Source organism: Pseudoroseicyclus sp. CXY001 (genome assembly GCF_041714655.1).
In the GTDB taxonomy this organism is placed as follows: domain Bacteria; phylum Pseudomonadota; class Alphaproteobacteria; order Rhodobacterales; family Rhodobacteraceae; genus Pseudoroseicyclus_A.
In genome coordinates this window covers 2,320,038-2,346,879 of record NZ_CP168219.1, presented here as the reverse complement: position 1 = coordinate 2,346,879, position 26,842 = coordinate 2,320,038, and the positions used below count along the sequence as shown (strand labels likewise).

General features: G+C 70.4%; 29 protein-coding genes. 11 read left to right on the top strand and 18 right to left on the bottom strand.

Annotated elements, in window-relative coordinates; genetic code table 11:
* Nucleotides 1-101 precede the first annotated feature (101 nt).
* Nucleotides 102-1,013 carry a hypothetical protein gene (locus ACAZ03_RS11440; RefSeq protein ID WP_373353691.1) on the top strand — a complete coding sequence of 304 codons (912 nt, stop codon included), beginning with the start codon at nucleotides 102-104 and terminating at the stop codon, nucleotides 1,011-1,013.
* 135 nt (nucleotides 1,014-1,148) lie between these two features.
* On the opposite strand, the gene ACAZ03_RS11435 is transcribed toward ACAZ03_RS11440, so the two are convergent.
* The 4 genes from ACAZ03_RS11435 to ACAZ03_RS11420 form a co-directional block, all read right to left on the bottom strand.
* Complete coding sequence (locus tag ACAZ03_RS11435) at nucleotides 1,149-1,490, bottom strand: DUF427 domain-containing protein (RefSeq protein WP_373357074.1); 342 nt, start codon at nucleotides 1,488-1,490, stop codon at nucleotides 1,149-1,151.
* 63 nt (nucleotides 1,491-1,553) lie between these two features.
* Entirely contained in the window at nucleotides 1,554-3,350 is a 1,797-nt protein-coding gene (locus ACAZ03_RS11430; protein WP_373353689.1) for an aminopeptidase P family protein, read from the bottom strand.
* Nucleotides 3,351-3,455: 105 nt separating this feature from the next.
* On the bottom strand, nucleotides 3,456-3,677 hold the full coding sequence (locus tag ACAZ03_RS11425; protein WP_373353687.1) for a ribbon-helix-helix domain-containing protein: 222 nt from the start codon (nucleotides 3,675-3,677) through the stop codon (nucleotides 3,456-3,458).
* Nucleotides 3,674-3,913 carry a DUF4169 family protein gene (locus ACAZ03_RS11420; protein ID WP_373353685.1) on the bottom strand — a complete coding sequence of 80 codons (240 nt, stop codon included), beginning with the start codon at nucleotides 3,911-3,913 and terminating at the stop codon, nucleotides 3,674-3,676. Before ACAZ03_RS11420 ends, ACAZ03_RS11425 begins: the two co-directional genes overlap by 4 nt.
* A gap of 160 nt (nucleotides 3,914-4,073) precedes the next feature.
* On the opposite strand from ACAZ03_RS11420, the gene ACAZ03_RS11415 reads away from it, so the two are divergent.
* Entirely contained in the window at nucleotides 4,074-4,523 is a 450-nt protein-coding gene (locus ACAZ03_RS11415; protein WP_373353683.1) for a hypothetical protein, read from the top strand.
* Nucleotides 4,524-4,830: 307 nt separating this feature from the next.
* Here ACAZ03_RS11415 and fumC read toward each other — a convergent pair whose 3' ends face one another.
* Nucleotides 4,831-6,222, bottom strand: a complete 1,392-nt coding sequence (gene fumC / locus ACAZ03_RS11410; RefSeq protein ID WP_373353681.1) for a class II fumarate hydratase — start codon at nucleotides 6,220-6,222, stop codon at nucleotides 4,831-4,833.
* Nucleotides 6,223-6,417: 195 nt separating this feature from the next.
* Between fumC and ACAZ03_RS11405 the strand changes: the two genes are divergently transcribed.
* Nucleotides 6,418-7,281: a hypothetical protein gene (locus ACAZ03_RS11405; protein WP_373353679.1), complete on the top strand. Its 864-nt coding sequence runs from the start codon at nucleotides 6,418-6,420 to the stop codon at nucleotides 7,279-7,281.
* Nucleotides 7,282-7,293: 12 nt separating this feature from the next.
* Here the strand turns inward: ACAZ03_RS11405 and ACAZ03_RS11400 are convergent, their stop codons facing one another.
* From ACAZ03_RS11400 to ACAZ03_RS11375, 6 genes are all read right to left on the bottom strand, one after another.
* Nucleotides 7,294-7,764, bottom strand: coding sequence for an SspB family protein (locus ACAZ03_RS11400; protein WP_373353677.1), 471 nt, complete (start codon nucleotides 7,762-7,764; stop codon nucleotides 7,294-7,296).
* Nucleotides 7,765-7,873: 109 nt separating this feature from the next.
* Nucleotides 7,874-8,527, bottom strand: coding sequence for a DUF1194 domain-containing protein (locus ACAZ03_RS11395; protein WP_373353675.1), 654 nt, complete (start codon nucleotides 8,525-8,527; stop codon nucleotides 7,874-7,876).
* An 82-nt stretch (nucleotides 8,528-8,609) separates the two neighbouring features.
* On the bottom strand, nucleotides 8,610-9,848 hold the full coding sequence (locus tag ACAZ03_RS11390; protein ID WP_373353673.1) for an aspartate kinase: 1,239 nt from the start codon (nucleotides 9,846-9,848) through the stop codon (nucleotides 8,610-8,612).
* A gap of 240 nt (nucleotides 9,849-10,088) precedes the next feature.
* Entirely contained in the window at nucleotides 10,089-10,511 is a 423-nt protein-coding gene (locus ACAZ03_RS11385; RefSeq protein ID WP_373353672.1) for a DUF1178 family protein, read from the bottom strand.
* Nucleotides 10,512-10,601: 90 nt separating this feature from the next.
* The gene (locus tag ACAZ03_RS11380; protein ID WP_373353670.1) at nucleotides 10,602-11,066 is read right to left on the bottom strand and encodes a hypothetical protein; all 465 of its coding nucleotides are present in this window, start codon (nucleotides 11,064-11,066) and stop codon (nucleotides 10,602-10,604) included.
* Nucleotides 11,067-11,165: 99 nt separating this feature from the next.
* Nucleotides 11,166-12,209: an aldo/keto reductase gene (locus tag ACAZ03_RS11375; RefSeq protein ID WP_373353668.1), complete on the bottom strand. Its 1,044-nt coding sequence runs from the start codon at nucleotides 12,207-12,209 to the stop codon at nucleotides 11,166-11,168.
* Nucleotides 12,210-12,374: 165 nt separating this feature from the next.
* Here ACAZ03_RS11375 and ACAZ03_RS11370 point away from each other — a divergent pair, with 165 nt between their 5' ends.
* Nucleotides 12,375-13,271, top strand: coding sequence for an AraC family transcriptional regulator N-terminal domain-containing protein (locus ACAZ03_RS11370; protein ID WP_373353666.1), 897 nt, complete (start codon nucleotides 12,375-12,377; stop codon nucleotides 13,269-13,271).
* Nucleotides 13,272-13,450: 179 nt separating this feature from the next.
* Here the strand turns inward: ACAZ03_RS11370 and ACAZ03_RS11365 are convergent, their stop codons facing one another.
* A complete protein-coding gene (locus ACAZ03_RS11365) occupies nucleotides 13,451-14,020 on the bottom strand; it encodes a YcbK family protein (RefSeq protein ID WP_373353665.1) in 570 nt (189 codons plus the stop codon).
* 329 nt (nucleotides 14,021-14,349) lie between these two features.
* On the opposite strand from ACAZ03_RS11365, the gene ACAZ03_RS11360 reads away from it, so the two are divergent.
* The 4 genes from ACAZ03_RS11360 to ACAZ03_RS11345 all read left to right on the top strand — a co-directional run bounded on the left by ACAZ03_RS11360 (nucleotide 14,350) and on the right by ACAZ03_RS11345 (nucleotide 18,605).
* Nucleotides 14,350-15,939 carry a murein L,D-transpeptidase gene (locus ACAZ03_RS11360; RefSeq protein WP_373353663.1) on the top strand — a complete coding sequence of 530 codons (1,590 nt, stop codon included), beginning with the start codon at nucleotides 14,350-14,352 and terminating at the stop codon, nucleotides 15,937-15,939.
* A gap of 36 nt (nucleotides 15,940-15,975) precedes the next feature.
* Nucleotides 15,976-17,046, top strand: a complete 1,071-nt coding sequence (locus ACAZ03_RS11355; RefSeq protein ID WP_373353661.1) for a UDP-3-O-(3-hydroxymyristoyl)glucosamine N-acyltransferase — start codon at nucleotides 15,976-15,978, stop codon at nucleotides 17,044-17,046.
* 81 nt (nucleotides 17,047-17,127) lie between these two features.
* Nucleotides 17,128-17,391, top strand: coding sequence for an acyl carrier protein (locus ACAZ03_RS11350; RefSeq protein WP_373353659.1), 264 nt, complete (start codon nucleotides 17,128-17,130; stop codon nucleotides 17,389-17,391).
* On the top strand, nucleotides 17,388-18,605 hold the full coding sequence (locus tag ACAZ03_RS11345; protein WP_373353657.1) for a beta-ketoacyl synthase: 1,218 nt from the start codon (nucleotides 17,388-17,390) through the stop codon (nucleotides 18,603-18,605). The genes ACAZ03_RS11350 and ACAZ03_RS11345 overlap by 4 nt, the downstream gene beginning before the upstream one ends.
* 110 nt (nucleotides 18,606-18,715) lie before the next feature.
* On the opposite strand, the gene ACAZ03_RS11340 is transcribed toward ACAZ03_RS11345, so the two are convergent.
* Together ACAZ03_RS11340 and ACAZ03_RS11335 are read right to left on the bottom strand one after the other, a co-directional pair.
* Nucleotides 18,716-19,444, bottom strand: a complete 729-nt coding sequence (locus tag ACAZ03_RS11340; protein WP_373353655.1) for an invasion associated locus B family protein — start codon at nucleotides 19,442-19,444, stop codon at nucleotides 18,716-18,718.
* 460 nt (nucleotides 19,445-19,904) lie between these two features.
* Nucleotides 19,905-20,396, bottom strand: a complete 492-nt coding sequence (locus tag ACAZ03_RS11335; protein ID WP_373353654.1) for a hypothetical protein — start codon at nucleotides 20,394-20,396, stop codon at nucleotides 19,905-19,907.
* Nucleotides 20,397-20,514: 118 nt separating this feature from the next.
* Here ACAZ03_RS11335 and ACAZ03_RS11330 point away from each other — a divergent pair, with 118 nt between their 5' ends.
* Nucleotides 20,515-20,937, top strand: a complete 423-nt coding sequence (locus ACAZ03_RS11330; RefSeq protein WP_373353652.1) for a SufE family protein — start codon at nucleotides 20,515-20,517, stop codon at nucleotides 20,935-20,937.
* Here the strand turns inward: ACAZ03_RS11330 and ACAZ03_RS11325 are convergent.
* Together ACAZ03_RS11325 and ACAZ03_RS11320 are read right to left on the bottom strand one after the other, a co-directional pair.
* On the bottom strand, nucleotides 20,888-21,550 hold the full coding sequence (locus ACAZ03_RS11325) for a DUF1638 domain-containing protein (protein ID WP_373353650.1): 663 nt from the start codon (nucleotides 21,548-21,550) through the stop codon (nucleotides 20,888-20,890). The two genes, ACAZ03_RS11330 and ACAZ03_RS11325, sit on opposite strands and share 50 nt — an antisense overlap.
* Nucleotides 21,547-23,151 (bottom strand): hypothetical protein, encoded by a 1,605-nt coding sequence (locus tag ACAZ03_RS11320; protein WP_373353648.1) that lies wholly within the window; start codon nucleotides 23,149-23,151, stop codon nucleotides 21,547-21,549. The genes ACAZ03_RS11325 and ACAZ03_RS11320 overlap by 4 nt, the downstream gene beginning before the upstream one ends.
* Between ACAZ03_RS11320 and ACAZ03_RS11315 the strand changes: the two genes are divergently transcribed.
* Nucleotides 23,134-23,730 (top strand): hypothetical protein, encoded by a 597-nt coding sequence (locus ACAZ03_RS11315; RefSeq protein WP_373353646.1) that lies wholly within the window; start codon nucleotides 23,134-23,136, stop codon nucleotides 23,728-23,730. The genes ACAZ03_RS11320 and ACAZ03_RS11315 overlap by 18 nt on opposite strands.
* Here ACAZ03_RS11315 and ACAZ03_RS11310 read toward each other — a convergent pair.
* Together ACAZ03_RS11310 and ACAZ03_RS11305 are read right to left on the bottom strand one after the other, a co-directional pair.
* A complete protein-coding gene (locus ACAZ03_RS11310; RefSeq protein WP_373353644.1) occupies nucleotides 23,727-24,704 on the bottom strand; it encodes an alpha/beta hydrolase in 978 nt (325 codons plus the stop codon). The two genes, ACAZ03_RS11315 and ACAZ03_RS11310, sit on opposite strands and share 4 nt — an antisense overlap.
* 75 nt (nucleotides 24,705-24,779) lie before the next feature.
* A complete protein-coding gene (locus ACAZ03_RS11305; protein ID WP_373353642.1) occupies nucleotides 24,780-25,490 on the bottom strand; it encodes a corrinoid protein in 711 nt (236 codons plus the stop codon).
* A gap of 165 nt (nucleotides 25,491-25,655) precedes the next feature.
* On the opposite strand from ACAZ03_RS11305, the gene ACAZ03_RS11300 reads away from it, so the two are divergent.
* Nucleotides 25,656-26,738 (top strand): PA0069 family radical SAM protein, encoded by a 1,083-nt coding sequence (locus ACAZ03_RS11300; protein ID WP_373353641.1) that lies wholly within the window; start codon nucleotides 25,656-25,658, stop codon nucleotides 26,736-26,738.
* The last annotated feature ends 104 nt before the right edge of the window (nucleotides 26,739-26,842 follow it).

The window sequence follows — 26,842 nt, the reverse complement described above, 5'->3', positions numbered from 1 at the left end:
TACTCCGGGGGTGTGGGGGCAGCGCCCCACGCAGCTCTCCCCCCGCGCCCCGCCCGAAATGGCGGATGGACGCGGCCCGCGGTCCTTGCCACGCTCGCCCCATGATCCGCGCGCTCGCCCTCGCCCTCCTCCTCGCCCCGCCCGCCGCGGCGGAGGGGCTGACGGATCCGCTCCGCGCCCTCCTCGCCGCCCTGCCGGCAGCGGAGGTGCTCCGCCTCGATTATGCCCAGCCCGTGGCGCTCCGCCCGCTCTCCACCGCCCCCACCGGGCCGGAGGCGGCGGCGGAGGCGGTGGCGCGGGCGACAGGCCCGGCGCTGGTGCCGGAGGTGGCGGCGATGCTCGGGGGGATCAACGCAGCGCTCGGGCTCCGGGCTGGCGATCTCGACGAGATGCTGCGTGTGACGGGGGAGGGGTTCGACTGGCGGCTGATGCGCGTCCATGGCCTGCAATGGCAGCGGATCGGCCTGGCGCTCGAGGCGCGGGGCTTCATCCTCGCGCCGGGCTATGACCTGCAGATCTGGGCGCTCGGCGGCGAGGGCGAGGCGCTGCCGCCCGCCCCCGGCGACCCGCTCGGCGGGGCGGAGGGCGGGCCGACCCGCATCGCCATCGCGGGCGACCTCGTCTACCGCGCGCCCGACTGGGCGGGCATCGCGGCGCTGAGCCGCCCCGGCCCGCCGCGCCTGGCGGAGAGCGAGACGCTCCTGCCGCTCCTCGCAGCGCTCGATGCGGCGCCCGTGCCGGAGGGCAGCGTCCTCGCGAGCGTGGTGATCCTGCCGGCCGGGCCCATGCCGTTTCTCATCGCGGATATCGCGGCGCCGGGCCCCGATGCGGGCGTTCTTATCCTCCCCGCCGCCGCGCCGGAGGAGGCGCGGGCGCTCCTCGATGCGCTCGCCGCCGGGTTGCCGGCCGGGGCGGAGGGGCGCGTCTCGGCGGCGCCGCTGCCCACGATCGTCATCACCGGCGGCGGGGTCTATCCCGCCGCTTTTCTTCTGCAGACCGTGCTGGCGGAATAGCCGGGGGCCGGGGCAAAGGGGGGCGCTGCCCCCTGTCGCCTGAACGGCAACTCCCCCCCGGAGTGTTTGGAAGAAAGCGAGGGGGAGAGGGCCGGCGCCCGCATGCCGCCCCGGACAGACCGGTCCGTCCGCCCCTCAGACCTTCTCGACGGCGACCTTGTTCGGGTAGAACGCCAGATAGCCGGCGATCTCCGCCACATCGTCCTTCGGGGTCTCGTAGGACCAGGCGGCATCGGCGATGACGCCGGATTTGGCGACGATGCCGTAATAGCTCGCCTCGCCCTTCCAGGGGCACTGCGAGCGCGTCGGCGAGGGTTCGAGGAAGGCCATGGCGATATCCTCGCGCGGGAAGTAGATGACCGGCGGGTAGTCGCCCTCGGTCAGCTCCAGCGCCCGCTCGGTCTCGCCCAGCACGGCGCCGCCGGCCCGGACCACCCAGTGCCCGCCGGCGGGTGCGATCTTGATATGGTCAGCCATCATGCCTCCGAATGTGCGCGTCAGCTCATGACATGGGCATGACGGGCGGAGTTTCAACTTATGTCAGAGCGGCGCGCAGGCGGCCTCCAGCCAGTCCTTCGCGGCGCCATCGACCTGCGGGCCGATCCTGTCCAGCACCTCGGCGTGATAGCTGTCGATCCAGGCCCGCTCGTCCGGCGCCATCACCTCCGCGAGGATCAGCCGGCGGTCGAAGGGCACGAAGGTCAGCGTCTCGAAGGAGAGATGCATGCGGCCGGGGTCGGAGGTCGGCAGGGCTTCCGCCTCTTCCACCACGACGAGGTTCTCGATGCGGATGCCATAGGCGCCCTCGCGGTAATGCCCGGGCTCGTTGGAGAGCACCATGCCGGGCTCCAGCGCGATGTCGTGGGAGGTCCGGCTGAAGCGCTGCGGCCCCTCGTGGACGGAGAGATAGGCGCCGACGCCATGGCCCGTGCCGTGGTCGTAATCCATCCCCTTGAGCCAGAGCGGAAAGCGCGCCAGCGCATCGAGATGCGCGCCGGTGACGCCCTTGGGGAAGCGGGCGCGGGAGAGCGCCACCATGCCGCGAAGGACGGCCGTATAGGCCTCCGCCGCGCCCTCGGGCGGCGGGCCCACGGCGATGGTCCGGGTGATGTCGGTGGTGCCGTCGCGGTACTGGCCGCCGGAATCGACAAGCAGCAGCTCGCCGGGGCGGACAGACCGGTCTGTCTTCTCGTTCACCCGGTAGTGGACGATGGCGCCATGCTCGCCGGCGCCGCAGATCGTCTCGAACGAGATGTCTTCCAGCGCATTCGTGGCGCGGCGGAAGGCCTCGAGCTCGCGGACGACGGCGGTTTCGGTGAGCCCGCCCTTCGGCGCCTCGGCATCGAGCCAGGCGAGGAAGCGCACCATGGCGGCGCCGTCGCGCAGATGCGCGACGCGCATGCCGGCGATCTCCACCGGGTTCTTGATGGCCTTGGGGAGGAGGCAGGGGTCCGGCCCCTCCACGCCGCGGTCGCCGAGAGCCTCGGCCAGCCTTTCGGGGGCGGAGGCGGGGTCATAGCGGACCGGCCCGTCGAGATCCTGCAGCGCGGCGACGAGCCCGTCGGCCGGCAGGATGGCGACCTCGGGGCCGAGGTGATCCGCCACCGCATCCGCCTTGCCGGGGCCGCAGAAGAGCTCGACCCGCGCATCGTCATGCAGGAGCGCGAAGGCATGGGGCACCGGGTTCCGCTCGATGTCGCGGCCGCGGATGTTGAGGAGCCAGGCGATGGAATCGGGCAGCGTCAGCAGCGCCGCCCGCTGGCCGGCCTCGCGGAGCTCTCCGGCCAGCCGCGCCCGCTTGTCCGCGGCGCTCTCGCCGGCCAGCTCCTCGGGCTGGGCGAAGAAGGGGGCGGCGGGCGGGGCGGGGCGATCCTCCCAGAGACCGTCCACCAGGTTGGGGGCGGGCTTCAGCGCGATACCCTCCTTTTCTAGCGCTTCCCGCAGCTTGGCGATCTCGCCGGCGCTGTGGAGCCAGGGGTCGAAGCCGATGACGGCGCCCGCCGGGGCATGGGCGATGAGCCAGTCGGCGAGCGAGGTCTCGGGCCAGTCGACGGGGGCGAACACCGGATCCACCTCCGAGCGGACCTGCACGCGGTAGCGCCCGTCGACGAAGATGGCGGCGGTCTCGTCCAGCACCACGGCGAAGCCGGCCGAGCCGGTGAAGCCCGTGAGCCAGGCGAGGCGGGCATCGGCGGGGGCGACATATTCGCCCCGATGCGCATCGGCGCGCGGCACGATGAAGCCGCCGAGCCCGGCCGGCCCCAGCGCGCCCCTCAGCGCTGCCAGCCGCGGCGGGCCCTGCTCGGGATTGCTGGCCACCTCGAATGTCTGGAACATGTCTTTCGCCCTTTCCTTCGGGCCCTACATGCCAGCCCCTCCCCGGGAGTGCCAGCGCCGCCGCTCATCTTCAGATGCCGAGGGGGCGTCGGCCCCCGCGCGCGACTACCGTCCGGCCTTCACCTCGGCCAGAACGAAGACGCGGATGGCGCTGGCGAGCCCCACCTCGCCCCGGCCATCGTCGATCTCGGCCGCGAGACCGTTGATCCCGGTGCCCCGTGCGGTGGCGAGCCGGCGGAACTCCCGCCAGAAGCTGTCTTCGAGCGAGACGGAGGTGCGGTGGCCCTTCAGCGTCAGCGAGCGCTTGACCGGCCGGCCGTCGCTCATGGCGTCCCGTCGGGGTCGGGGTCGGGGTCGGGGTCGGCGTCGGGGTCGGGGTCGGGGTCTTCCGGCTCGAGCCGGTGCCCGTCGAGCCGCGCCTCGTCCTTCACCGCGCGCGCCTCCTCGAGCCGGCGCTCGGCCTTCGTCCGCCCGAAGCGGGCGGCGTTCTCGTCCGCGGCCTGGCGGGCGTCGCTGCGGGCACGGGCCCTGCGGGCGCGGCGGAAGTTGACGATTTCGGCCATCGGCCCTCCCTTTTGCCGGCGCTCTGGCGGCCCCCGCCGCCTCGCCATCCTAGCGCGGGGCCGGGAGGGGGAAAAGCGGCGGGCATTCCCACCTTGACCGGAGCTCGGGCGCGACGCCACTCTCGGCGCATTGTCCTGTGACCTTTTCCGGAGTCCCGTCATGCGCATTCCTCTCGCCTCGACCTTCGCCGCGGCCCTTGCTTTCCTCGCCGCCCCCGCCGCCGCGCAGTGGTTCTACGACCCCGGCCCGCTGTCCTCCGGCCAGGCCATCGGCATGGGCGAGCGCGGGCTCTCCGTCGTTGTCGAATGCGGCAATGGCGGGCTGCCGGCCGTGCTCGTGAAGGGCTACGACCCGGGCGCCGAGAGCGACATCTTCGTCTGGGAGGTCGACAGCTACGGCGAGCAGCTCATCGCGGCGCAATGCACCGGCGGGAGCTGCCTTCTGGAGTTCGATTCGATGGAGATGGCGGAGAGCACGGTGGAGGGGCTGCGCATCGGCAGCCTTCTCAAGCTCGGGCTCTACCGCCGCGGCGAGCTCGGCAATGTGCGGCTGAACGGCTCCGACACGGCGATCAGTCAGGTGCTGGCGCGGGATTGCGGGTTCTTCTGAGAGGAGGGGGGGAGGCCCGCCGTAGGCCGCTGGAGAACCGTCGCCGCCTGATCCCCCCGCGCGGAATCAAGGCCGCAGGCCGCCGCGCGAGCGCCGGCCCGTCGCCGCGGGCTGGCGCTCTGGTGGGGCTGTGTGCTTCGCTCGGAGCGGGGAGGTGGGTCGCGCCATAAAGCGCACCGCACCGGCGTCGGGGCGCCACCCCACGGGCCGGCGTGCGGGCCGTGGTGCCGTTGGCGGGCCGGGCAGGTAGGTTGCAAACCCACCCTACGCCAAGGGCCATCCGTTGCCCATTGCCTCCCCCGCAGCCCTATTTCGGGCCGATCATCTCCTCCGGCCGAACGACGCGCTCGAAGGTCTCTTCGTCGACGAAGCCGAGCCTGACGGCCTCTTCCTTGAGGGTCGTGCCGTTCTTGTGGGCGGTCTTCGCGACCGTCGTGGCGTTGTCGTAGCCGATGGTCGGGGCGAGGGCCGTCACCAGCATCAGGCTCTCGCGCATCAGCTTCTCGATCCGGTCGGTATTCGCCCGGATGCCGACGACGCAATTGTCGGTGAAGGCAGAGGCCGCGTCGCCGAGAAGCTGCATCGACTGCAGCACGTTATAGGCCATCATCGGCTTGTAGACGTTGAGCTCGAAATGCCCCTGGCTCCCGGCGAAGCCCACCGCCGCGTCGTTGCCGAGCACATGGGCGCAGACCTGGGTCAGCGCCTCGCATTGGGTCGGGTTGACCTTGCCCGGCATGATCGACGAGCCCGGCTCGTTCTCCGGCAGCATCAGCTCGCCGAGCCCGCAGCGGGGGCCGGAGCCCAGCAGACGGATGTCATTGGCGATCTTGAAGAGCGAGGTGGCGACGACCTTGAGCTGCCCCGACATCTCGACCATCGCGTCATGCGCCGCCAGCGCCTCGAACTTGTTGGGCGCGGTGACGAAGGGCAGATCGGTGATCCGCGCCATGTTGGCCGCCACCGTCTCTCCCCAGCCCACGGGTGAGTTGAGCCCAGTGCCGACGGCGGTGCCGCCCTGCGCGAGCTCGTAGATCCGGGGCAGGGCGCTTTCCACCCGCTCGATCCCCATCCGCACCTGATGGGCATAGCCGGAGAATTCCTGCGCCAGCGTCAGCGGCGTCGCGTCCATCGTATGCGTCCGGCCGATCTTGATGATGCCGTCGAACTCCTGAACCTTCGCCTCGAGCGCCTCCAGCAGCTTGCGCAGCCCCGGGATCGTCACGTCCCGCGCCGTCATCGCCACGGCGATATGCATGGCGGTCGGGAAGGTGTCGTTGGACGATTGCCCCATGTTCACATGGTCGTTCGGATGCACCGGCGCCTTGGAGCCCATCTCGCCGCCCAGCATCTCGATGGCGCGGTTGGAGATCACCTCGTTGGCGTTCATGTTCGATTGCGTGCCCGAGCCGGTCTGCCAGACGACCAGCGGGAAGTGATCGTCGAGCTTGCCGGCCACGACCTCGGCCGCGGCGGCGATCATCGCATCGGCCATCTCGCCAGAGAGCTTGCCGCGGGCCTTGTTGGCCTCGGCGCAGGCCTGCTTGATGACGCCGAGCGCGCGGACGATGGCGACGGGCTGCTTCTCCCAGCCGATGGGGAAGTTCATGAGGCTCCGCTGGGTCTGCGCGCCCCAGTAGCGGTCGGCGGCGACCTCGAGGGGCCCGAAGCTGTCGGTCTCGGTGCGGGTGGCGCTCATTGTCTCTCTCCCTGCGGCAAAGCTGGCGCGTGTCTAGCCCTCGGGGCAGGCCAGTTCAATCGGCGGCGGCACGGCGGCGGCACGGCGGGGCGTCGCAGGGCCGGCCGCATGAGGGCAGGAATTCCGGGCTTGGCGCCTGCCGCATGGGCAGGGCAGTCTCGACGCCAGCGGGTTGGAGCCGGCAGGGGGCGGATCATGCGGCAGATGCTGACGAAACTGGCGCCGGAGCGGCGCGTGGCGCCGGGGGCGATGCGCCTGGCCGCCGAACGGCACTACAGGCTGAACGAGAAGATCATGGCGAGCTTGGTCGGCCTCGTCGCGATCCTCCTGCCGGTCTTCCTCTGGCTCTGGCCGAAGGCGACGGGCGAATGCATGCGCGATTCCATCAGCCATTTCTATTACAGCGCCTTTCCGGGGACGGTCTTCGTCGCCGCCCTCGCCTTCATCGGCGCCTTCCTCATCGCCTATCGCGGCGACCGGCTGATGGAGAACGTGCTCGCCAGCATCGCCGGGGTCGCGGCCATCGCCGTGGCGCTCTTCCCCACATCGCAGCATGGCTGCGACGACGGGCGGGGCTTCACCGGCCGGCCGCTCATGAGCTTCGACGGCGGGGCGGCGCTGGTGATCGACGAGGCCTCCGGCGGCCCGCTGCCGCGCTTCGAGCTTTTCGGGGCCGATGCCTTCCGCTTCGTGCCGGCGGCGGAGGTGTTCCACTACGTGAGCGCCATCGTGCTCTTCCTCTTCCTCCTCTGGTACGCGCTGCGGATCTTCCCGGCGAAATCGACAGGCGAGCAGACGGACGGGACGGGCCGGATCACCCGCACCAAGGCGACGCGCAACATGATCTACTACGCAACCGCGCTGGTCATCGCCGTGGCGGCCGGGCTGATGCTGGCGCAATTCGTCATGAAGGACGTGATGCGGGGCGACGGCTTTGCCTGGTGGAAGCCGAAGGACGGGATGTTCTGGTGCGAATTCGCGGCCCTCGTCGCCTTCGGCGTCGGCTGGGTGGTGAAGGGCCGGCTCTTCAATCTCGTCCTGAAGGACGAGCGGGATTGAAGGGCACGCCCCTCAGCTCTTGCGGAAGCTGTCGAGGCTGACGACCTCGGCATCCTTGCGGGGGGCGTCGTCCTCCTCCGCCTCGTCCGCCTCGGGCGCGTCCTCGTCGTCATCCTCGTCGCTGTCTTCATCCTGCGTCTCGAAGCGCAGACCGAATTCGACGGAGGGGTCGACGAAGGTGCGGATGGCGTCGAAGGGGATGTAGAGCGGCTCGGGCTTGTCGCCGAAGTTGAGCGTGACGCCAAAGCCGTCGTCCCCCACCTCCAGATCGGCGAACCAATGCTGCAGGACGATCGTCATCTCTTCGGGATAGCGATCCGTCAGCCAGTCGGCGATGGCGACGCCGGGATGCCGCGTGTCGAAGGTGATGAAGAAATGGTGCGCGCCCGGCAGGCCCTCGTCCGAGACCCGGGTGAGCACGGCCTGGATCAGGCCGCGGAGCGCCCGGTGCATCATCTTTCCGTAGTCGATGGATTGAGACAAGGGAGGCTCGCTCTTCTGCCTTCGGGGGGACGTGCGGGAGCATAAGGGATTCGCCGGCAGAGAAAAGGGCGGATGCGGCCGGGGCGAGGTGCCCCGGGGGACGGGGGCCTCAGCCGAAGACGCGCGCGAGTTCGCGCAGGATCTTGCGGCGGATGGCCGCGGGATAGGCGGCGTGGCTGCGGGCGGTGACGGTGAACCCGTCGCGCGTGGTGACGCGGCGGGCGTAGAAGCCGGTGATCGGCAGGCCGCGGCCCAGAGCCTCGATGGCGATGGCGTTGATGGTGACGCCGGCGCGCTCGGCGGCGGCCCGCGAGAGCGCGACGTCCCGCCCCGCATTGGCGGTGCCGTCGCCGGAGATGTCGATGACATGGCGCCGGCAATCGGCCGTCTCGGCGAAGAGCGGCAGGGCGGCGAAGATCGCCTCCGCCGGCGCGGTGTCGGAGAGGGTGAAGGCCCGCGGCAGGGCGCGCGCCTCTGCGGCGAGGGCGGGCAGATCCGCCGCCGTCCCGATGCGGCGCCAGGGGATCGACAGCGCCTGACGATCCTCGCCCGACCATTGCATCACCGCCAGCGCCACCTGGCCGTCGACGGCGGCCTGGGCGATCTCGGGATCGAGGAGCGCATCGGCCAGCCCGTCCACCTGCAGCCGGTATTCGGCGGTGTCGACGGAATTGGAGACGTCGATGGTCAGAAGGAGCGCCGTATCGCAGGCGGCCGCCGGGGCGGCGCTGAGCGAGGCGAGAAGGGCGAGGCGCCGGATCATGCGCCCATGGTGGCCGCCCGGGCGGCGTGGCGCAAGGATCTCGGCAGCGGGGCGCCCGGGGGGCGCCCGGGGGGGCGCCCGCTCAGGCGGCCTTGTCGAGCCCGAAGGCATCATGGAGCGCCTGCACGGCCAGCTCCATGTACTTGCGGTCGATCAGGACGGAGATCTTGATCTCCGACGTGGTGATGACCTTGATGTTGATCCGCTCCTCGGCCAGCACCTTGAACATCTTGGCGGCGACGCCCGCGTGGCTCCGCATACCGATGCCGACGGCGGACACCTTGGCGACGCCATTGTCGCAATCGAGGTCGTGGAAGTTGATGTGTCCCGCATCCCGCGCCGCCTCCAGCGCCGTCTGGGCGCGGAGCACCTGGTCGGTCGGGCAGGAGAAGGTCATGTCCGTGCGGCCGTCTTCCGAGATGTTCTGCACGATCATGTCGACGTTCACGCCCGCCTCGGCCAGCGGCCCGAAGATGGCGGCGGCGATGCCGGGGCGGTCGGCGACCGAGATCAGCGTCATCTTCGCCTCGTCGCGGGAATGGGCGATGCCCGAGATCACGTTGCTTTCCACGATGTCCTCCTCGTCGCAGACCAGGGTGCCGGCCGCGTCAGACGGTTCCTCGAAGCTGGAGAGCACCCGCAGCTTCACCTTGTAGCGCATCGCCAGCTCGACGGAGCGGGTCTGCAGGACCTTGGCGCCGAGCGAGGCGAGCTCCAGCATCTCCTCGAAGGCGATGCGGTCGAGCTTGCGGGCCTTCTCGCAGAGGCGCGGGTCGGTCGTATAGACACCGTCGACATCGGTGTAGATGTCGCAGCGCTCGGCATCGAAGGCGGCGGCGAAGGCGACGGCGGTCGTATCCGAGCCGCCGCGGCCGAGCGTGGTGATCCGGCCCTCGGGGCTGACGCCCTGGAAGCCGGCGACCACGGCGACGCGCATGCCTTCGGCAAATTTCTTCAGGATGTTATCGGTCGGGATCGCCTCGATCCGCGCCGAGCCATGGGCGGAGGTGGTCTTCACCGGCACCTGCCAGCCCTGCCAGGAGCGGGCGGGCACGTCCATCTCCTGCAGGCGGAGCGCCATGAGCCCGGCGGTGACGTTCTCGCCCGACGAGACGACGGCATCGTATTCGCGCGCGTCATAGAGCGGCGAGGTCTCGCCCACCCAGCCGACCAGCTCGTTGGTCTTGCCGGCCATGGCCGAGACGATGACGATCACGTCGTAGCCCTTGGCGACCTCGAGCGAGACCCGCTTGGCGGCCCGCTGGATGCGGTCGATCGTGGCGACCGAGGTGCCGCCGAATTTCATCACCAGAATGGGCATGAGGTCTTCCCGTCAAACGTCCGGGCGGGTCTTAATCAAGCGGTGCGGGCTCCGCAATGGCTGCGCGTGGGCGAGAGCTGCGTGGGAGCTCTGCCCCCACACCCCCGAGGTATTTGAAAAGGGGCAAGAGCAGGGGGGCGCATCTGCCTCTGCCCCTTTCGAAATACCTTCGGGGAGCGCGAGGGGCAGACAGCCCCTCGCATCCGCCGGCACGGAGGACGCCGGAGCGCTGCGGGGGGCTCAGTTGGACTTGGCGCGGGGGCGGAAGGGCAGGGGGGCGACAGGAATGCCGTCTTCGATGAGGCGCTTCGCCTCTTCCAGCCGTGCCTCGCCGTAGATCGAGCGCTTCGGCCGGTCGCCATCGTGCATGGCGCGCGCCTCCTCGGCGAAGGAGAGGCCGACGTAATCGCTCTCGGCCTCCACCTTGCGGCGGTATTCGGCGAGCGCCTGCTCCACCTCGGTCCGGGGGGTGCCGAGCCTGGACTTGTCGGCCGGCTCCTCCGCCGCGACGGCGGGCGCCATGAGGCGCTTGGAGACCTTGGGCGAGCCGCAGACCGCGCAGCTCAGATGACCGGTGGCGGCGAGCGTGTCATAGGCATCGGCGCTGGCGAACCAGCTTTCGAATTCATGCCCTTCGGCACAGGAGAGTGCGTAGCGGATCATGGCCCAATCTGTCGCGGCATCGGTCGGCCCCGGCGGGATTGTGCCGGAGAATCCTTAACATAAGCCGTCCGGGCGCCGCAGCAATGGGGGTCAGTGCAGCACCACATGGCCCGGATGCGTCCGGGGCGCGGGGGAGTCCCCGCCGGACATGTGGGCGCGGGCGCAGGCCGCGGCGATGGCCCGGCCGAGGCAGCCGGCATGGTGCGACAATTCCGGCGCGCGGTCGCCGCGCACCATCAGCATCGCCAGCATCAGCGCCTCTTCCTCCTCGCCGGCGGCGGCGAGGGCGACGAGCTGCGCGAAGCAGGCCTCGTCGCCGCCGAGGCAGGCGCAGGTGGTGCCATGCCGCATCAGCCGCCGGCGGCCGTGGCGCGCGAGGAGCGTCATGGCGCCCCCCAGCGCATCGAGCCCGGCGCCGGAGAGGCCGAGATCGCCCTGCGCCCCGTCGCCCCAGAGCCGGAGGGCCAGGACGGCGCCGGTCTCGATCGTGCCGAGCTCGGCGAGCTGGCCGACGGGGGCGGCGCCGCGCGGCGGCAGGGGGGAGGAGGCTGGCATGGCGGGGCTCCGGCTGAGAGGTCTCCCAATACCTGAGCGAAAGAGTCGGATTCGTCAAGCGTCGGCGCGCCGAGGGGATCCCGGCGCGCCGCGTCCCGCTCAGGCGGGGCGGCCGGGCTGGTGCTTGCCGGTCCGGTAGGTGCCCTGCCGCTCCAGCATCCAGCCGGGATACTCGGGCGGCAGCGCCGTCAGCCCGTCGAGCGTGGCGAGCTCGTCATCGCCGAGCCGGATCTCCGTCGCGCCGATATTGTCGGTGAGCTGCTCGGGCCGCTTGGCGCCGACGAGGACGCTCGTCACCACCTCCTGATGGAGGAGCCAGGCCAGCGCGATCTGCGCGATGCTGGCGCCCCGCGATTCGGCCATGCCCCGCATCGCCTCGATCGCCGGCTCGCCGCGCTCGCGGTTCACGGGCGGGAAGTCGAAGGCCTTGCGCCGCCCCTCCGTGCCGGCTCCCTCGCCGGAATACTTGCCCGAGAGATAGCCGCCCGCCAGCGGCGACCAGACCATCAGGCCCATCCCCTGATCCTTCAGCATCGGCGCCAGCTCGCGCTCGAGATCGCGGCCGACGAGCGTGTAATAGGCCTGTAGCGACAGGATAGGCGCCAATTGCCGAGCGCCGGCGATGCCGATGGCCTTCATGATCTGCCAGGCCGCCCAGTTGGAGAGCCCGATGTAGCGGACCTTGCCATGGCGGACGAGCGTATCCAGCGCCTCCAGCGTCTCGTCCAGCGGGGTCAGCGAGTCGAAGCCGTGGATCTGGTAGAGGTCGATATGGTCGAGTTGCAGGCGCTTCAGGCTCTCCTCCGCCTGGGAGAGGAGGTGATAGCGCGAGGCGCCGGCGCCGTTCGGGCCCTCGGACATCACGCCCATGGCCTTGGTGGCGATCACCACCTCGTCGCGGGGCACGCCGAGGTTGCGTAGGCTCTGTCCGAGGATCCGCTCGGAATTGCCGAAGCCGTAGACATTCGCCGTGTCGATGAAGTTGATGCCGGCGTCGAGCGCGGTCTTCACGAGCCCGTCGGCCTCGTCCTGACCGAGCTGGCCGATCTTGCCCCAGAGATCTCCCTCGCCGCCGAAGGTCATGGTGCCGAGGCAGAGTTCCGAGACGAGAAGCCCCGAGGGGCCGAGTTTGCGATAGCGCATGGGTGAGGTCCTTTCCTGGCGGCTGCCCGCTGCGGGCCGCCCTTGCCCCGATATGGGCCGGGGCGGGGCCGGGGCGCGACGCCGATCCTGTCGAATTCCTGCACGATCCTCTCAGAGCGACGCCTTCGGGGGTGACCGGGGGCGGCCCGGAAGGTAGTCAGGCCCATGGCACTCACATTCGACGATCTGAAGGCGGAGGCGCGGGCCCTGGGCGAGGCGGGGATCGAACCGCTGCCCGTCGAGGGCCTCCGCATCACGCTCCGCCGCCAGCCGGAGGGGCCGATCCACGCGCTCTACCGGCCATCGCTCTGCGTGGTGCTGCAGGGCTCCAAGACCTCGTTGCTGGGCGAGCGGGCCTTCCGCTATGACGCGGGCAAATGCCTGATCACCTCACTCGACGTGCCGATCCGGGCAGAGATCACGGGCGCCTCGGCGGCGGAGCCCTACCTCGCCTTCTCGCTCGGCCTCGACGCGGCGCTGGTGGCCGAGCTGCTGCTTGCCCTGCCGCCGGCCCCCGCCGTGGTGCCGCCGGCGCCCCGGGCTGCGCTCGATGTCGAGCCGCTGGACGCCGGGCTCATCGAGCCGCTTCACCGGCTCATGCGGCTCTGCCGGGCCCCCGCCGCCGATGTGGCCGTCCTCGCGCCGCTCGCCGAGCGCGAGATCGTCTGGCGGCTAATGCAGGGGCCGCTCGGCCCCAACCTTCGCCAGATCGGCCTCGCCGAGAGCCATGTGACGCGCATCTCCCGCGCCGTCGCGCATATCCGCGCCCGATTCGCGGCACCCCTCAGCATCGCCGAGCTCTCGGCGCTGGCGGGGATGAGCCCCGCGACCTTCCACCGGCATTTCAAGGCGGTGACGGCGATGACGCCCGTCCAGTTTCAGAAGATGATTCGCCTGCAGGAGGCGCGGCGCCTCCTCCTCGCCGAGGGGGCCGATGTCGCCCGGGTCGGCTATGCGATCGGCTACGAGAGCGCCTCGCAGTTCAGCCGCGAATACCGCCGGCTCTTCGGCGCCCCGCCCGGCCGCGACGGGGCCGAGATGCGCGCCCAGCTCTCCGCCTGAGGCGGATCTGCCTTTCATCTGGCCGAAAATACCTCGGAGGTGTGGAGGCAGAGCCTCCACCCGGCCCGGTACGGGCCGGCCCCCCGAACCAACCGGCGCCCGCAAATCGCCCTGCCTCCGCCCCGAATCAAAAAGCCCCGCCGGAGCGGGGCCTTTGAAAACCGCGAGGGGTCAGGGGCTCAGGCGCCCCAGCTGCGGACGGCGCCGCAATCCATATGCACGAAGTTCGAGCTCGAGTAGCGGCCCACGCCGCCGGCATGGCAGGCGGTCGCCGCCCCGGCGATCTGGTTGACCGAGCGGCCCTCGACGCGCAGGTCGGCGGCCTGGCCCTGCATGTGCAGGGAATTGCGCGCGACGCCCGAGGAGGAGGCGCGCAGCATCGCGTTGGTCTCGGGGCTGCGGTAGCCCGAGAGCAGCATGTAGGGGGCGGAGGTGTCGAGAAGCCGGTGCGAGGCGGCCATGATGTCGATCGTGCGGGTGTCGATGTTGATCGCCCTGTTGTTGCGCCAGTCGCGCATGAACATGGTGATCTCGCGAATCGCCTCGCCGATATACTCGCCGTCGATCCAGTAGATCGTGTTGATCTGCTCGCCGGTCCGGCCCGAATACATCTCGAGTTTGCGGATGTCGCCGCCGCCCCGAAGGAAGCCGGCCGCCTTGGAGTAGGTCGGGGCCGCCACAACGGCCGTTGCGGAGAAGGCGCGCAGAAGCGCGCGCCGGGAAATGCCCGTAGACACGTTTTTTGTCATGGTTTCAGCCTGTCCTGCCGCCCATTGCCCCGCTGACGCGAGGGTTTTTCATCTCATCCCCAGATGCACGGCATTGATGCCATAGCTCGATTCCCTGACCAAGGGACGATTTAACCAAAGAGGGTGAACGCGGGGGTAATCGGCGGAAAGTTGCACAGAAAACCGGATCTTCCTGCACGGGAGGGAACTTTTTGCGGCCTTGCCGCCACGCCGGCGCGGCAGAGGCGCAACAAACGGGAACCAGGGCCCCCTTCCGGGGCTTTAGCCACTGGACGGCGGGCGTGGCCCGGCCCGATCAACGAAGGGAAGGTCATCTCGGTTTGTCACGCATGTATCCCCATTTCAAAGTTCTCGCCCTCGCCGCCGCGCTCGCCCTGCCGGCCCTGTCCGCCTCCGCCCAGGTCGTCTCGCCCTTCCGGCAGGCCGTTGCCGAAAGCGCCGCGCGCGATGACGGGCTCGCCGCCTTCTACCGGGCGCGCGGCTTCGCACCGCTCTGGTCCGGCGCCGACGAGGCCGCCATCGCCCGGCGGAACGCGCTGCTGGCCGCCTTCGCCAACGCGCCGCTTCATGGCATCCCCGCGCATCTCTATGACCCCGAGACGGTGATCGCCGCCCTGCAGGCCGCGGCGACGGATGAAGAGAAGGGCGAGATGGAGGTGGCGCTGTCCCGCGCCTTCCTCGCCTATGCGCATGACGTCGGCTGGGGGATGATCGAGCCGAGGGCGGTTTCCTCCCTCATCAAGCGCGAGCTGCCGGATTTCGACGGCGCCGCGGTGCTCGCCGGCCTCGCGGAGGCGGCGGATCCGGCCGCCTACATGCTCTCCCTCGCGCCCTCCAACCCCGAATATGCCCGTCTGATGCGGGCGCGGATGCGGCTGGAAGAGACCATCGCCTCCGGCGGCTGGGGGCCGGAGCTTCGGCCCGGCCGGCTCGACCCCGGCGACAGCGGCCCGCAGGTCGTCGCGCTCCGCAACCGGCTGATCGCCATGGGCTATCTGCCGCGCACCGCCGTCACCGCCTATGATGGCGCGCTCACGGCGGCGGTCATGCGCTTCCAGACTGACCACGGCATCGAGGCCGATGGCATCGTTGGCGACTCGACCCTCGCCGCCATCAACGTTCCCGCCACCGAGCGGCTCCATTCCGTCTATGCGGCGATGGAGCGGCTGCGCTGGATGAACTACGACCTAGGCGACCGGCATGTCTGGGTGAACCTCACGGATTTCACCGCACAGATCGTGGATTTTGACCGGGTGACCTTCGAGACCCGCGCCGTCATCGGCGCCGGCAGCGCCGACCGGCAGACGCCGGAATTCTCCGACGTGATGGAGCGGATGGTCATCAACCCGTCGTGGTATGTGCCCCGCTCGATCGTGGTGAACGAATATCTGCCGGCGCTGCGCGCCAACCCTGGCTCCAACGGCCATATGCAGATCATCGACAGCCGGGGCCGGGTGGTGAGCCGCGCGAACGACTTCTCGCGCTTCTCCGCCTCGTCCTTCCCCTTCTCGATGCGCCAGCCGCCGGGGCCGAGCAATGCGCTCGGGCAGGTGAAGTTCCTCTTCCCCAACCCCTACAACATCTATCTGCACGACACGCCGAGCCAGAGCCTCTTCCAGCGCGAGGTGCGGACCTTCAGCCATGGCTGCATCCGCCTCGATGATCCGCTCGATTTCGCCTACGAGCTGCTTTCGCGCGAGGTGGAGGAGCCGGTCGAGTTCTTCCAGGCGCGGCTGCGCACCGGTGCCGAGACCCCGGTGGAGCTGCAGACGCAGATCCCCGTGCATCTCGTCTATTTCACCGCCTTCACGAATGTCGAAGGCGAGCTGCAGTTCCGCAATGATGTCTACGGCCGCGACGCGCGGCTCTGGGAGCTGCTCGCCGCCGAAGGGGTGGAGATCGCGGCCCCGCAGAGCTAAGCCTCGGGGGGACCTGCCCCCCGAAAGGCCTGCCTCATGCCGCTGACCCTCGCCGAGATCGCCCGCGCCCTCTCCGCTGAGCTGATGGGGGACGGCGGTCTCGTGATCGAGGGAGCGGCCGAGCCCGCCTCCGCCGGCCCGCGCCAGCTCGCCATCGCGCTCAGCCCCGCCTGGGCGGAGGGTCTGGCTTCGGGCCGCGCCGAGGCCGCGCTGCTCTGGGACGGCGCCGATTGGCAGGGCCTCGGCCTCAAGGGGGCCATCGCCGCGCCGCGCGGGCGGCTCGCCATGGCGCGGCTCTCCGAAGTGCTCGGCGGCGGCTCCGGCCTGCCCGAGGGGATCCACCCCACCGCGATCGTCGAAGAGGGCGCCGAGATCGGCCCGGGCGCCGGCATCGGCCCCTTCGCCGTCATCGGCCAAGGCGCGAAGATCGGCGCGGGCGCCCGGCTCGGCCCCCATGTCAGCGTCGCGCCGGGGGCGGAGGTGGGGGCAGAGACGGTGCTCCATGCCGGTTGCCGGATCGGCGCCCGCGTGCGCATCGGTGCCCGCTGCCTCTTCCATCCGGGCGTGGTGATCGGGGCCGACGGCTTTTCCTTCACCACCGCCGAGCCGAACCATCTGGAGCTGTCGCGCAAGACCGGCGGCGACGCGCCGCCGCCCGTCCTCACTGACCCGCGCTGGCACAAGATCCACTCCCTCGGCGGGGTGGAAATAGGCGACGAGGTGGAGATCGGCGCCAATGCCACCGTCGATGCCGGCACGATCCGCCCGACGCGGATCGGCCCGGGCTGCAAGATCGACAACCTCTGCCAGGTGGGACACAACGTCACATTAGGCGCCCATGTGCTGCTCTCCGCGCAGGCCGGTGTCGCCGGCTCCACCCGCGTCGGCGACCGCACGGTGATCGGCGGCAAGGCCGGGGTGGCGGACAATCTCACCATAGGGGCCGATGTGGTGCTGGGCGGCGGCAGCGTCGTTCTGTCGAACGTGCCCGCGGGGCGGGTGATGCTCGGCTATCCCGCCATGCCGCTGACCCGGCATCTGGAGAGCTACAAGGCGCTCCGCCGCCTGCCGCGGCTCATCGCCCGGCTGGGGCGGGGGGGCGCCTGAGCCCGGCCTTCCCCCCGAAATGCGGTTTTCAAATGCGCCTCGAGCCACTACATGAGCGCGTGACGATTGGGAGTGGCGGCCATGGGCGTGCGTGACAAGGTCATCGCCATCATCGCCGAACAGGCGGTGCTGGAACCTTCGGACATCAGCGAGGAGCAATCGCTGGAGGAGCTGGGCATCGACAGCCTCGGCCTGGTGGAGAGCATCTTCGCCATCGAGGAGGCCTTCGACATCTCCGTGCCCTTCAACGCCAACGACCCCGCCGGCTCCGGCTTCGACATCTCGTCGGTCGGCAGCATCATCCGCGAGGTGGACGGGCTGGTGAAGGCGCAAGCCGAGGTATGAGCGGCCTCAGGCGCGTCGCCGTCACCGGCGCCGGCACGATCAACCCTCTCGGGGCCGATGTGCCCGCGACATTCGCCGCGATGCGCGAGGGGCGCTGCGGCATCGGCCCTCTGGACGTGCGCGACGCCGAGCGCCTCGCGATCCGCATCGGCGGGCAGGTCCGCGGCTATGACGAGGCCGCGCATTTCTCCCGCCAGGAGCTGAGCCTCCTCGACCGCTTCACGCAATTCGCGCTGCTCGCCGCCAGGCAGGCGGTGGGGCAGGCGGGGCTGGACTTCGCCGGCGAGCTCGGGATGCGCGCGGGCGTGGTGTTGGGCACCTCCGGCGGCGGGCTCTCGACGCAGGACGAGAACTTCCGCGCCGTCTACGAGGAGGGGAAGAACCGCGTTCACCCCTTCATCGTGCCGCGCCTGATGAACAATGCCGCGACCGCGCAGGTCAGCATGGCGCACGGGCTCATGGGGCCGAGCTTCACCGTTTCGACCGCCTGCGCCTCGTCGAACCACGCCATGGGCCTCGCCTTCCAGATGGTGCGCTCCGGCGCGGCGCCGGTGATGCTGACCGGCGGCTCCGAAAGCATGCTCTGCTTCGGCGGCATCAAGGCCTGGGAGGGTCTGCGCGTCATGTCGAAGGAGGCCTGCCGCCCATTCTCGGCCGATCGCAGCGGCATGGTGCAGGGCGAGGGCGCGGCGGTTTTCGTCTTCGAGGACTGGGACCATGCCATGGCCCGGGGGGCAGAGATCCTCGCCGAGGTGGCGGGCTTCGCCATGACGTCGGACGCCTCCGACATCGTGACCCCCTCCGCCGAGGGTGCCGAGCGCGCCATCGCGGGCGCGCTGGCCGATGCCGGGCTGCCGGCGGAGGCGGTGGGCTACATCAACGCGCATGGCACGGGCACGGCCGCCAATGACAGGACGGAATGCCTGGCGGTGGCGCGGGCGTTCGGCGCCCATGCCGAGCGGCTGATGATCTCCTCCACCAAGTCGATGCACGGGCATCTGATCGGCGGGACGGGGGCGGTGGAGCTGCTGGCCTGCCTGATGGCGCTGAGGGACGGGGTCATCGCGCCCACCATCGGCTACCGCGAGCCCGACCCCGATTGCGCGCTCGACGTGGTGCCGAACGAGGCGCGGCAGGCGCGGGTGGGGGCGGTGCTGTCCAACGCCTTCGCCTTTGGCGGGCACAACGCGGTGCTGGCGCTGAAGGCGGCCTGACGGCCCGAGGGCCATGGTGCCCGGCACGCGTCTCGAGAGAAATCGCCCTCCCGAATGCAAAAAGGGCGCGAAGGGCCTCCCCCTCGCGCCCCCTCGCTGACCGGGGAGGATCACTCCTCCGGCGGGTTCTCGGTGTAGTCGAAGGCGGCGGTGAAGCCGGACAGCGACAGGTTGAGATCGACGCGCTGATCGGGCGCCGCGGCGGGGACGATGCTCACCGTCGCCGCATTGCCGGCCTTGAACGAGGCGATCTGGTCGGCGGTCAGGCCGAAGCGGGCGACGCAGCCGCCGAGATTGCAGAAGTCATACTCATAGCGCCGCGCCTGGCCGCCATCGATGGAGATGGTCAGCCGTTCGGTGAGCTGCGTCTCGAGCGGCACGATGACGACGGCACCGGCGACGGCCTCCGTCCCCGGGGGGAGCGGGACGAGCGTGAACTCGGCGACCGGCGTCTCGTCCTCGTTCATGAGGAGCTGGTAGAGCTGGCACGGGTCCGGTCCTTCCTCGGCGACGAGGCAGCGCATCTGCCAGTCCTGGAACTCCTCGCGAACATAGGCGCTGCCGGGAGTGGAGCTGTCGCCGCTCGCATCGGCGGGGGTGCCGAGGTCGAAGACATCGGGGTCGGTCGAGGGCTCCGTACCGGTCTCGGCATTGCCTTCGGTCTCGCCGTCCGCGGCGGTATCCGCCTCGGGCGTCGCGGCATCGTCTGATTCGGCTGGCGTCTCGGCTGCAGTGTCGGCGGCCGGCTCGGTGGTCGTGTCGTCCTGCGCGATGGCCGGCAGGGCCGGGGCGAGAGCGGCGAGCGCGACGGCGGCGGCCGGCAGCCAGGTCTTGGGCATGATGAGCATGGAAAGCCTTCCCGTGATCCGTTTTTTGCCCATGTAGCACCTCCGTCGCGCCCTGTCAGGGGGCGGTGGCCGGCGGCGGTCTGACGATGGCGAGAGTTCGCATGAGGAAAGGGCTGCAAGCTATTGCAACAATGGAAAAAGGGGCCGAGCGGCGGCCCCTTTTTCGCTTTCTCCCTGCCGGACTTGGCCGACTAATTGACGCGGAGGCTAGGCGAAGGCCAACCACAGGTCAACAGGCAAAATTTCGCTGATAGAGGTGCGGCCCGGGGCCCCTCCGGAGCGTTCAAAAAAGCCGCGCCCGAGGGCGCGGCAAGTCTGACAGGGAGGAAGTCAATCCGGCTCCCCGGGGAGGAATGGAGGGCCGGACACGTCGAAACTGACCCACAAAGCTTAAGATTCCATTCACGACGAATGGGGAGGGCGATGGATCTGCCGGGCGGCGCCCGGGTCCCTAGCGGCGGGCCTGCAGCGCGTTGCTGGCGCCCTCGACCCGCACCCCGGTGATGCCGGCGAGCTCGGCGGCGGTCAGCAGGTCGGCCGCGGTGATCTGCCGGGCCGCGACGGGCACGCCCGTGCCGCCCACCTCCGGCGCCTCGGCGCGGAACTGGTAGCGCAGGACCGACCCCTCGATGCCGATGCGCACCAACTCGGCATTGTACCAGCCGGGACCGGCGGCCGTGCCGGTGGCGCGGACGATGGCGCCGGTGCTCGTCGGCGCGATCTCGACGGCGGTGACGGTCGCGATCGGGGCGCGGGCATCGGCGACCACCCCCACCTGGCCCGGCTCCACCAGCGGCCGCACGGGGCCGGAGGGCGCCGCGGCCGCCTGCACGGAGCCGCCGCCGAACCAGGTCATCGGGTTGAGCCGCGAGCTCTGCCAGCTCGCACAACCGGCGAGGCCGAGCGCCAGGGCAAGGGCCAGGAGCGGGGCAGGGCGGATCATCTCGGGCTCTCCTTCAACGGCGGCCTTGGCTCCGGGTAGCGCAATCGCCCCCGCTTGAAAAGCGTGCACTGGACGGCAGGCCCCCGGCACATTAGCTCGGAGGGCCAAGGAGATGCCCATGGCCACCGAAGCCTTCGAAGAGATCGCCGAAACCTTCGACTTCCTCGACGACTGGGAAGATCGCTACCGCCATGTGATCGACATGGGCAAGGCGATGCCCCCCCTGGACGAGGCGCTGAAGATCCCCTCCACCAAGGTCGAGGGCTGCGCGAGCCAGGTCTGGCTGGTCCCCGAGCTCGAAGGCGAGGGGCCAAAAGCGCGGTTCGACTTTCAGGGCGACAGCGACGCGACCATCGTCAAGGGGCTCATCGCCGTCCTCCATGCGCTCTATGCCGGGCTGACGCTGGCCGAGGTGGCGAAGGTCGACGCGAAGGCCGAGCTGGCGCGGCTGAAGCTGGAGGACAACCTCTCCGCCCAGCGTTCCAACGGGCTCAGGGCGATGATCGGCCGGATCCAGGCGTTCGCGTCGCAAGCCGGCTGAGGTCGCGCCCGAGCTCGCCATAGCCCGTCACCCGCCGCTCGAAGGCGAGGCCGAGATAGCGCGCCGCCGCCTCGGCCCGTTCGGTAAGCGCTGCATCCTCCGTCTGCGCCTGATAGACGAGCCGCGTGTAATTGCCGAAATACATCTCCTTCAGCTCGGGATGCCGGTCGAGCCCCAGCGGCTTGACCACGAAGGCCTCGAACTGCCGGGCGAGGAAATCCGTGAGATAGAAGGCGTCGATCTCGTCGCGGGCGGCGAAAGCGGCATTGCCCTCGAAGAAGGCGTAGCAATGCGGGCCCTCGAGCATCTCCACCCCGAGCCGGGCGCAGGTTTCGGCCAGCATCCCCCCGGTGCCGCAATCGGCATAGGCGACGAAGATCGTCTCGTAGGAGGCCTGGTGCTCCGCCACCGCCGCCTCGACGGCGGCGGGGATCTTGCCCGGGCGGTTGTGGAGGATCGCCGGCAGGCAGGCGAGATCCAGATGATCCCAGCCGCCCGCGGCCTTCAGCGCCAGGATCTCGCGGGCGAGTGCGCCGCAGGCGATGACCAGCACGCGGCCGGTGCCGGCCGGGGCGAGGCCGGTCTCCGTCAAGGTCGCGTCAGAGGGGATCATCCGATGAGGGCCAGTAGCAATCCGGTTGCGGTGGGGGCGAGGAGGCCGGCGGCCTCCTTCAGGCGGGCGGAGCCCAGTTTCTCGAGCATCTCGTGCAGCCCGCCGCCGTAATGTGCGGCCTGCATGATGGCGATGAACTTGGACCGGGTGCAGCCGAGCCGCAAGCGGATCTCTTTGTCCCATTCGCCCGGGCCCGGCTCCGGCGCCGGCTCCCACATGACGATCTCGGCGCTGCGGCCCTTGCCGTCGGCCGCTTCGGAGGGCGCGGCGCCGAAGCGCCATTCGGCCGGGGCGGCGGCGGCCGGCTTCGCCGCGGCATCGGCAGCGGCGGAGATATAGGGCGCAAGGCGCGTCGCCGCCGGCAGGTAGATCAGCGCCAGCATCGCCGAGGCGCCCAGACCGGCCGCGATCATCAGAACGTCGCTGCTGCCGGCCAGCGCCTCCGCCACCGGCGCGCCGCCGCTGCCGGTGATTTCCGCGAGGTCGAGCCAGAGCGCCCCCGCGACGAGCCCGGCGACGACGACCGGCAGAAGCGCCACCATCAGCGCATCGAGCGCCGCCTTCAGATGCGCGGGCGCGAGGCTGCGGTTGACGGGCACGGGCGGGCGGGGCGCCGGGTCCTGCTCGGCCAGGTAGAGTGCATCTTTGGCGAGCTCCGTGGCGTCGAAGCGCGTGTCTTCCACCGGCACGGCGCGGGCGTCGAAGAGGATGTTCGCCTCCCGCGCGGCCAGCTTCGCCCGGCGGAGCGTGGCGCCCCGCCGGATCGCCTTGCCGATCTCCTCCACATCGCCGATCGCCGGGTAATTGCCGGCGAAGATGCGGGCGCCGAGCGCCGTCATCACCACGGCGAGCGCGACGCAGGAAAGCGCGAAGGCGAGGAGGATCGCCCAGAGCCCCGGCTGGCCGAGAAGCGGCGCCGGCGGCGCCAGCCAGGGCGGCACGAGCCCGGCATGGCCGAGGAGCGGCGCGCCGGCGATGCTGCCGGTGCCGAGGATGGCCCAGCCGAGATAGACCGGCCGGTAGCCCTCGAGCTTGCCATCGCGAAGGACGGGCAGGCCGAGATCGCCGGCGGGCCAGAAATCCTCGGTATGCCGGTCGATGATCTGCCGCTGCGCCGCCGCCATGGCGAGGGCCAGGGCGATGGTCGCGAAGATCGCCAGCAGCGCCCGCACCCGCGCCTGATAGACGGCATGCGGCGGCCGGGCCGGAGGTTCGGCGGCGTCGGAGTCGGCGGCGTCATCGGCGGCGGCGGCGGGCGCCGGCTCCGCATCCGCGGCAAGCGCCCGGAGCGCCGCAATATCCTCCGCCAGCTCGGCGGGGCGGGTGGCAAGCGGCGGCGATGGCGAGGCGAGGAGCGTGCCGCTCGCCTCTTCCGCCGCACTGAGCGCGGCGGGTGTCGGGGGCTCGGCCGCCTCAATCGGCTGGCCGGGGGCCGGGCCGGAGAGCAGGGCGACGAGGAGCGGCACGAGGAGCGGCAGCAGTGCGACACCAAGGCAGGCGAGCCAGCCGCGCATGTAGCCGGGCCAGCCGGCCTGAAAGAGCGGCGGCGTCATGGCTGTTTGCAGCCGGGCCAGGCCGGCGAAATGGTTTTCGTCTTCCATCGCTCTCCCCCGGATCGCGATTTCGCCGAAAAAGAGCATGGACCCGGACTTTATCTCGCACAAGAGGAGCACTGCCCATTGCCTGAGATGAAAGGCCGCAATAACCTTCGCCCGGTGAAAAGGCAGCTTTCTCTATTGGCCGTTCTTGTGGTCTCGGCGGCAATTGCGGGCCTTATCGGCCTTTACGATATCCTGGCAACGGCGCGGATCATGCACGGCACCGTCGTCACTGGGGAAGTGGTTCAGAAGGAAGAGGTTTTCCCCGAAGGCCCGCTCGATCTTCCCGGCACGCGATTGCCGGAGGAATGGCGGCTCGATTATGCGTTCGAGACGGGCGGGGCCGAGTACCGTGGCGGTCATGCGGTGAGCGAGGCGCTTTGGCGCCAGCTCGATGCCGGCGACCCGGTTCAGGTGCATTTCATGCGGGCACATCCCGAAGAGAGTCTCGTCGAGGATGCCGCCCGGAGAAGCGAGGCGCGAATCCCCTTCATGCTCGCATTGGCCTTTGCCGCCGCCGCCGGCGGGCTGGCGCTGCACGGCGCCTACAGCCGCCTCGGGCGGGATTTCGGCAACCTCTAGAGCTCCAGCCGCTCGCGGGCGAAGGCGGCGATCTCCGCCACGGCGGCCGCCGCCTCCGGCACTTGCGGCAGCGCATGCTGATGGACATGCCAGAGCCCGTCCCAGAGCGTGAGCGTGGTGGACACGCCCGCCGTCTCAGCCTTGCGGACGAGGGCGAGGGAATCGCTCAGCATGATCTCGTTGCCGCCCACATGGACGAGAAGCGGCGGCAGCCCGCCAAGCTCGGCCTCCACCGGCGACAGGAGCGGATCCAGCGGGTCGGCCTCGCCCGTGTAATGCGCCGCGGCCTCCATCAGGCTCTGCCGAGTCATCGAGGGGTCGCTGTCGCGGTTGGACTCGAAGCTGTCGCCCCGGCTGAGAAGGTCCGTCCAGGGGGAAAGGAGCGCGGCGCCAGCCGGCTGGGCGGCGCCCTCCGCCTTCAGGCGCAGCATCAGCGCCAGGGCGAGCCCGCCGCCGGCGCTGTCACCGCAAAGCACGATCCGCTCCGGCCCGAGCCCGCCGCCCGTCAGCGCCTGCCAGACGGCATGGGCATCGTCGAGCCCGGCGGGGAAGGGATGCTCCGGCGCCAGCCGGTAGTCGGGCACGATGACCGGCAACCTGCTCGCCGCCGACAGATGCGCCGCCAGCTTGCGGTGGGTGACCGGGCTGCCGCTGACATAGCCGCCACCATGAAGGAGGACGATCAGCCCGATGTTGCCCGGCGGCATGGCCCCCGGCGCCCCGCCCGAAAGCGCGCCGAGCGCCGCCCATTCGGCGGCCTCCTGCGCCCCGGCGGGCGGAGCCACCCCGGGCGCCGTCACGCGCTCGCAGGCAATGCCGCCGATGGTCTCTGCGGAGATCTGGGTGCCCTCGGGCAAGGGCTCCGCCGCCGCCTCGGCCGCCCAGGCGGCGCGCGCTTCATCCAGCGTGGCGGCGGGCGCCTCCGACCGGGCGCGCAGCCTGCCGATTTCGGCGAGTGCTTCGGGGCTGGGCATCGGGCGTCTCCTCCGGGCGGTTTGCCCTGCCCGGAGTAGCGGTTCGTTCCCGCCCCGACAATTGGGGCGGAACGGTCAGGCGGTGCGGGCGACGCCCTGGTTGTGCTTGCGGGCGATCATCGCCTTCGCCGTCTCGACCGCCACGGCGGCGTCGCGGCAATAGGCATCGGCGCCGATGGCGCGGCCGAATTCCTCGTTGAGGGGGGCGCCGCCGACCAGCACGATGTAATCGTCGCGGATGCCCTTTTCCTTCAGCGTGTCGATGACGACCTTCATGTAGGGCATGGTCGTCGTCAGCAGGGCCGACATGCCGAGGATGTCGGCATCCTCGCGCTCCAGCGCCTCGAGGTAGCTTTCGACCGGGTTGTTGATGCCGATATCGACGATCTCGAAACCCGCGCCCTCCATCATCATGCCGACGAGGTTCTTGCCGATGTCGTGGATGTCGCCCTTCACGGTGCCGATCACCATTTTGCCGATGCGCGGCGCGCCGGTCTCGGCCAGAAGCGGCTTGAGGATGCCCATGCCGGCCTTCATGGCGCCGGCGGCGAGCAACACCTCGGGGACGAAGAGGATCCCGTCGCGGAAATCCTCGCCGACGATGGTCATGCCGCCGACGAGTGCCTCGGTCAGCACCCGGTAGGGGGCCCAGCCGCGCCCCAGAAGGATGTTCACGCCCTCGGTGATCTCGTCCTTCAGACCGTCGTAGAGGTCGTCGAACATCTGGTTGACCAGATCCTCGTCGTTCAGCTCGGAGAGGATGATCTCGGCGTCGTCCTCGGCCATGGGCGTGCCCTTTCACGGCAAGTGTCTCGCCTCCCTCCCTGCGGCAAGACGCGGCGGGCGGCTTTCTGAAATGCGACATCAGTTGCGGTGCAACCGACCAGTGGTCAATGGAAAATAGCCGGAAGAGATGATGAAGACCTTTCATGTGTTCCCGGTTTGTTCTATATGTGGGCCATGGATGTGGTGGACGAGCAAAGGCGCCGCGGCCGTGGCGCGCGGGGAAATCCCGCCAACCGCTATGAGGCGGCGGTGCGCCAGCGCGTCTGGGACGGCTGGGATCTGCCGGAGGAACTGCCGCCGATCCGCACCGAGGTGTCGGACGAACGCGCCGGGCGGATCATCTCGAAGAACACCTCGCCCGATCTGCCCTTCAACCTCTCGATCAACCCCTATCGCGGCTGCGAGCACGGTTGCATCTATTGCTTCGCCCGGCCGAGCCATGCCTATCTCGGCCTCTCCCCCGGCCTCGATTTCGAGACCCGGCTGATCGCCAAGCCCGATGCCGCGGCGATGCTGGAGAAGGAACTCTCCGCCCCCGGCTACCGGCCCGAGGTCATCGCCATCGGCACCAACACCGACCCCTACCAGCCGCTCGAGAAGGAGCGGCGGGTGATGCGGCAGGTGCTGGAGGTGCTGGCGGCGCACAGGAATCCCGTGGCGATCACCACCAAGGGCACGCTTATCGAACGCGACATCGAGCTTCTGGCGCCGCTTGCGGCGGAGGGGCTGGTGCGCGTCGGCATCAGCGTCACGACGCTTGATGCGGGGCTCGCCCGTGCGATGGAGCCGCGGGTGCCCTCGCCGGCGCGGCGGCTGGCGACGATCCGGCGGCTCTCGGCGGCGGGGATCCCCGTGCGGCTGATGATCGCGCCGGTGGTGCCGGCACTGACGGATCACGAGCTGGAGAAGATCGTCGCCGCCGGGGCCGAGGCCGGCGCCGTCGCCGCCAGCATGATCGTCCTCCGCCTGCCGCTCGAAGTGGCGCCGCTCTTCCGCGACTGGCTGGCGGCGCATGTCCCGGACCGCGCCGCGCGGGTGATGGGCCGTGTGCAGGAGCTGCATGGCGGCCGCGACTACGACGCGACCTTCGGCCGGCGGATGAGCGGGCAGGGGCCCTGGGCCGCGCTCCTCCGCCACCGCTTCATGCTGGCCCTCGAACGCCACGGGCTGGCGCGGAGCCTGCCGCCGCTCCGGACGGACCTTTTCAAGGTGCCGCCGAAGGTGGGGGATCAGCTGGCGCTCTTCTGAAGCGTGGCGCGGGTGGAGAGGGCAGGAGCGAGGGGCCGTCTGCCCCTCGCGCTCCCCGAAGGGTGTTTGAAAAGGGGCAGGAGGCAGGAGGCTCTTGTCTTTGC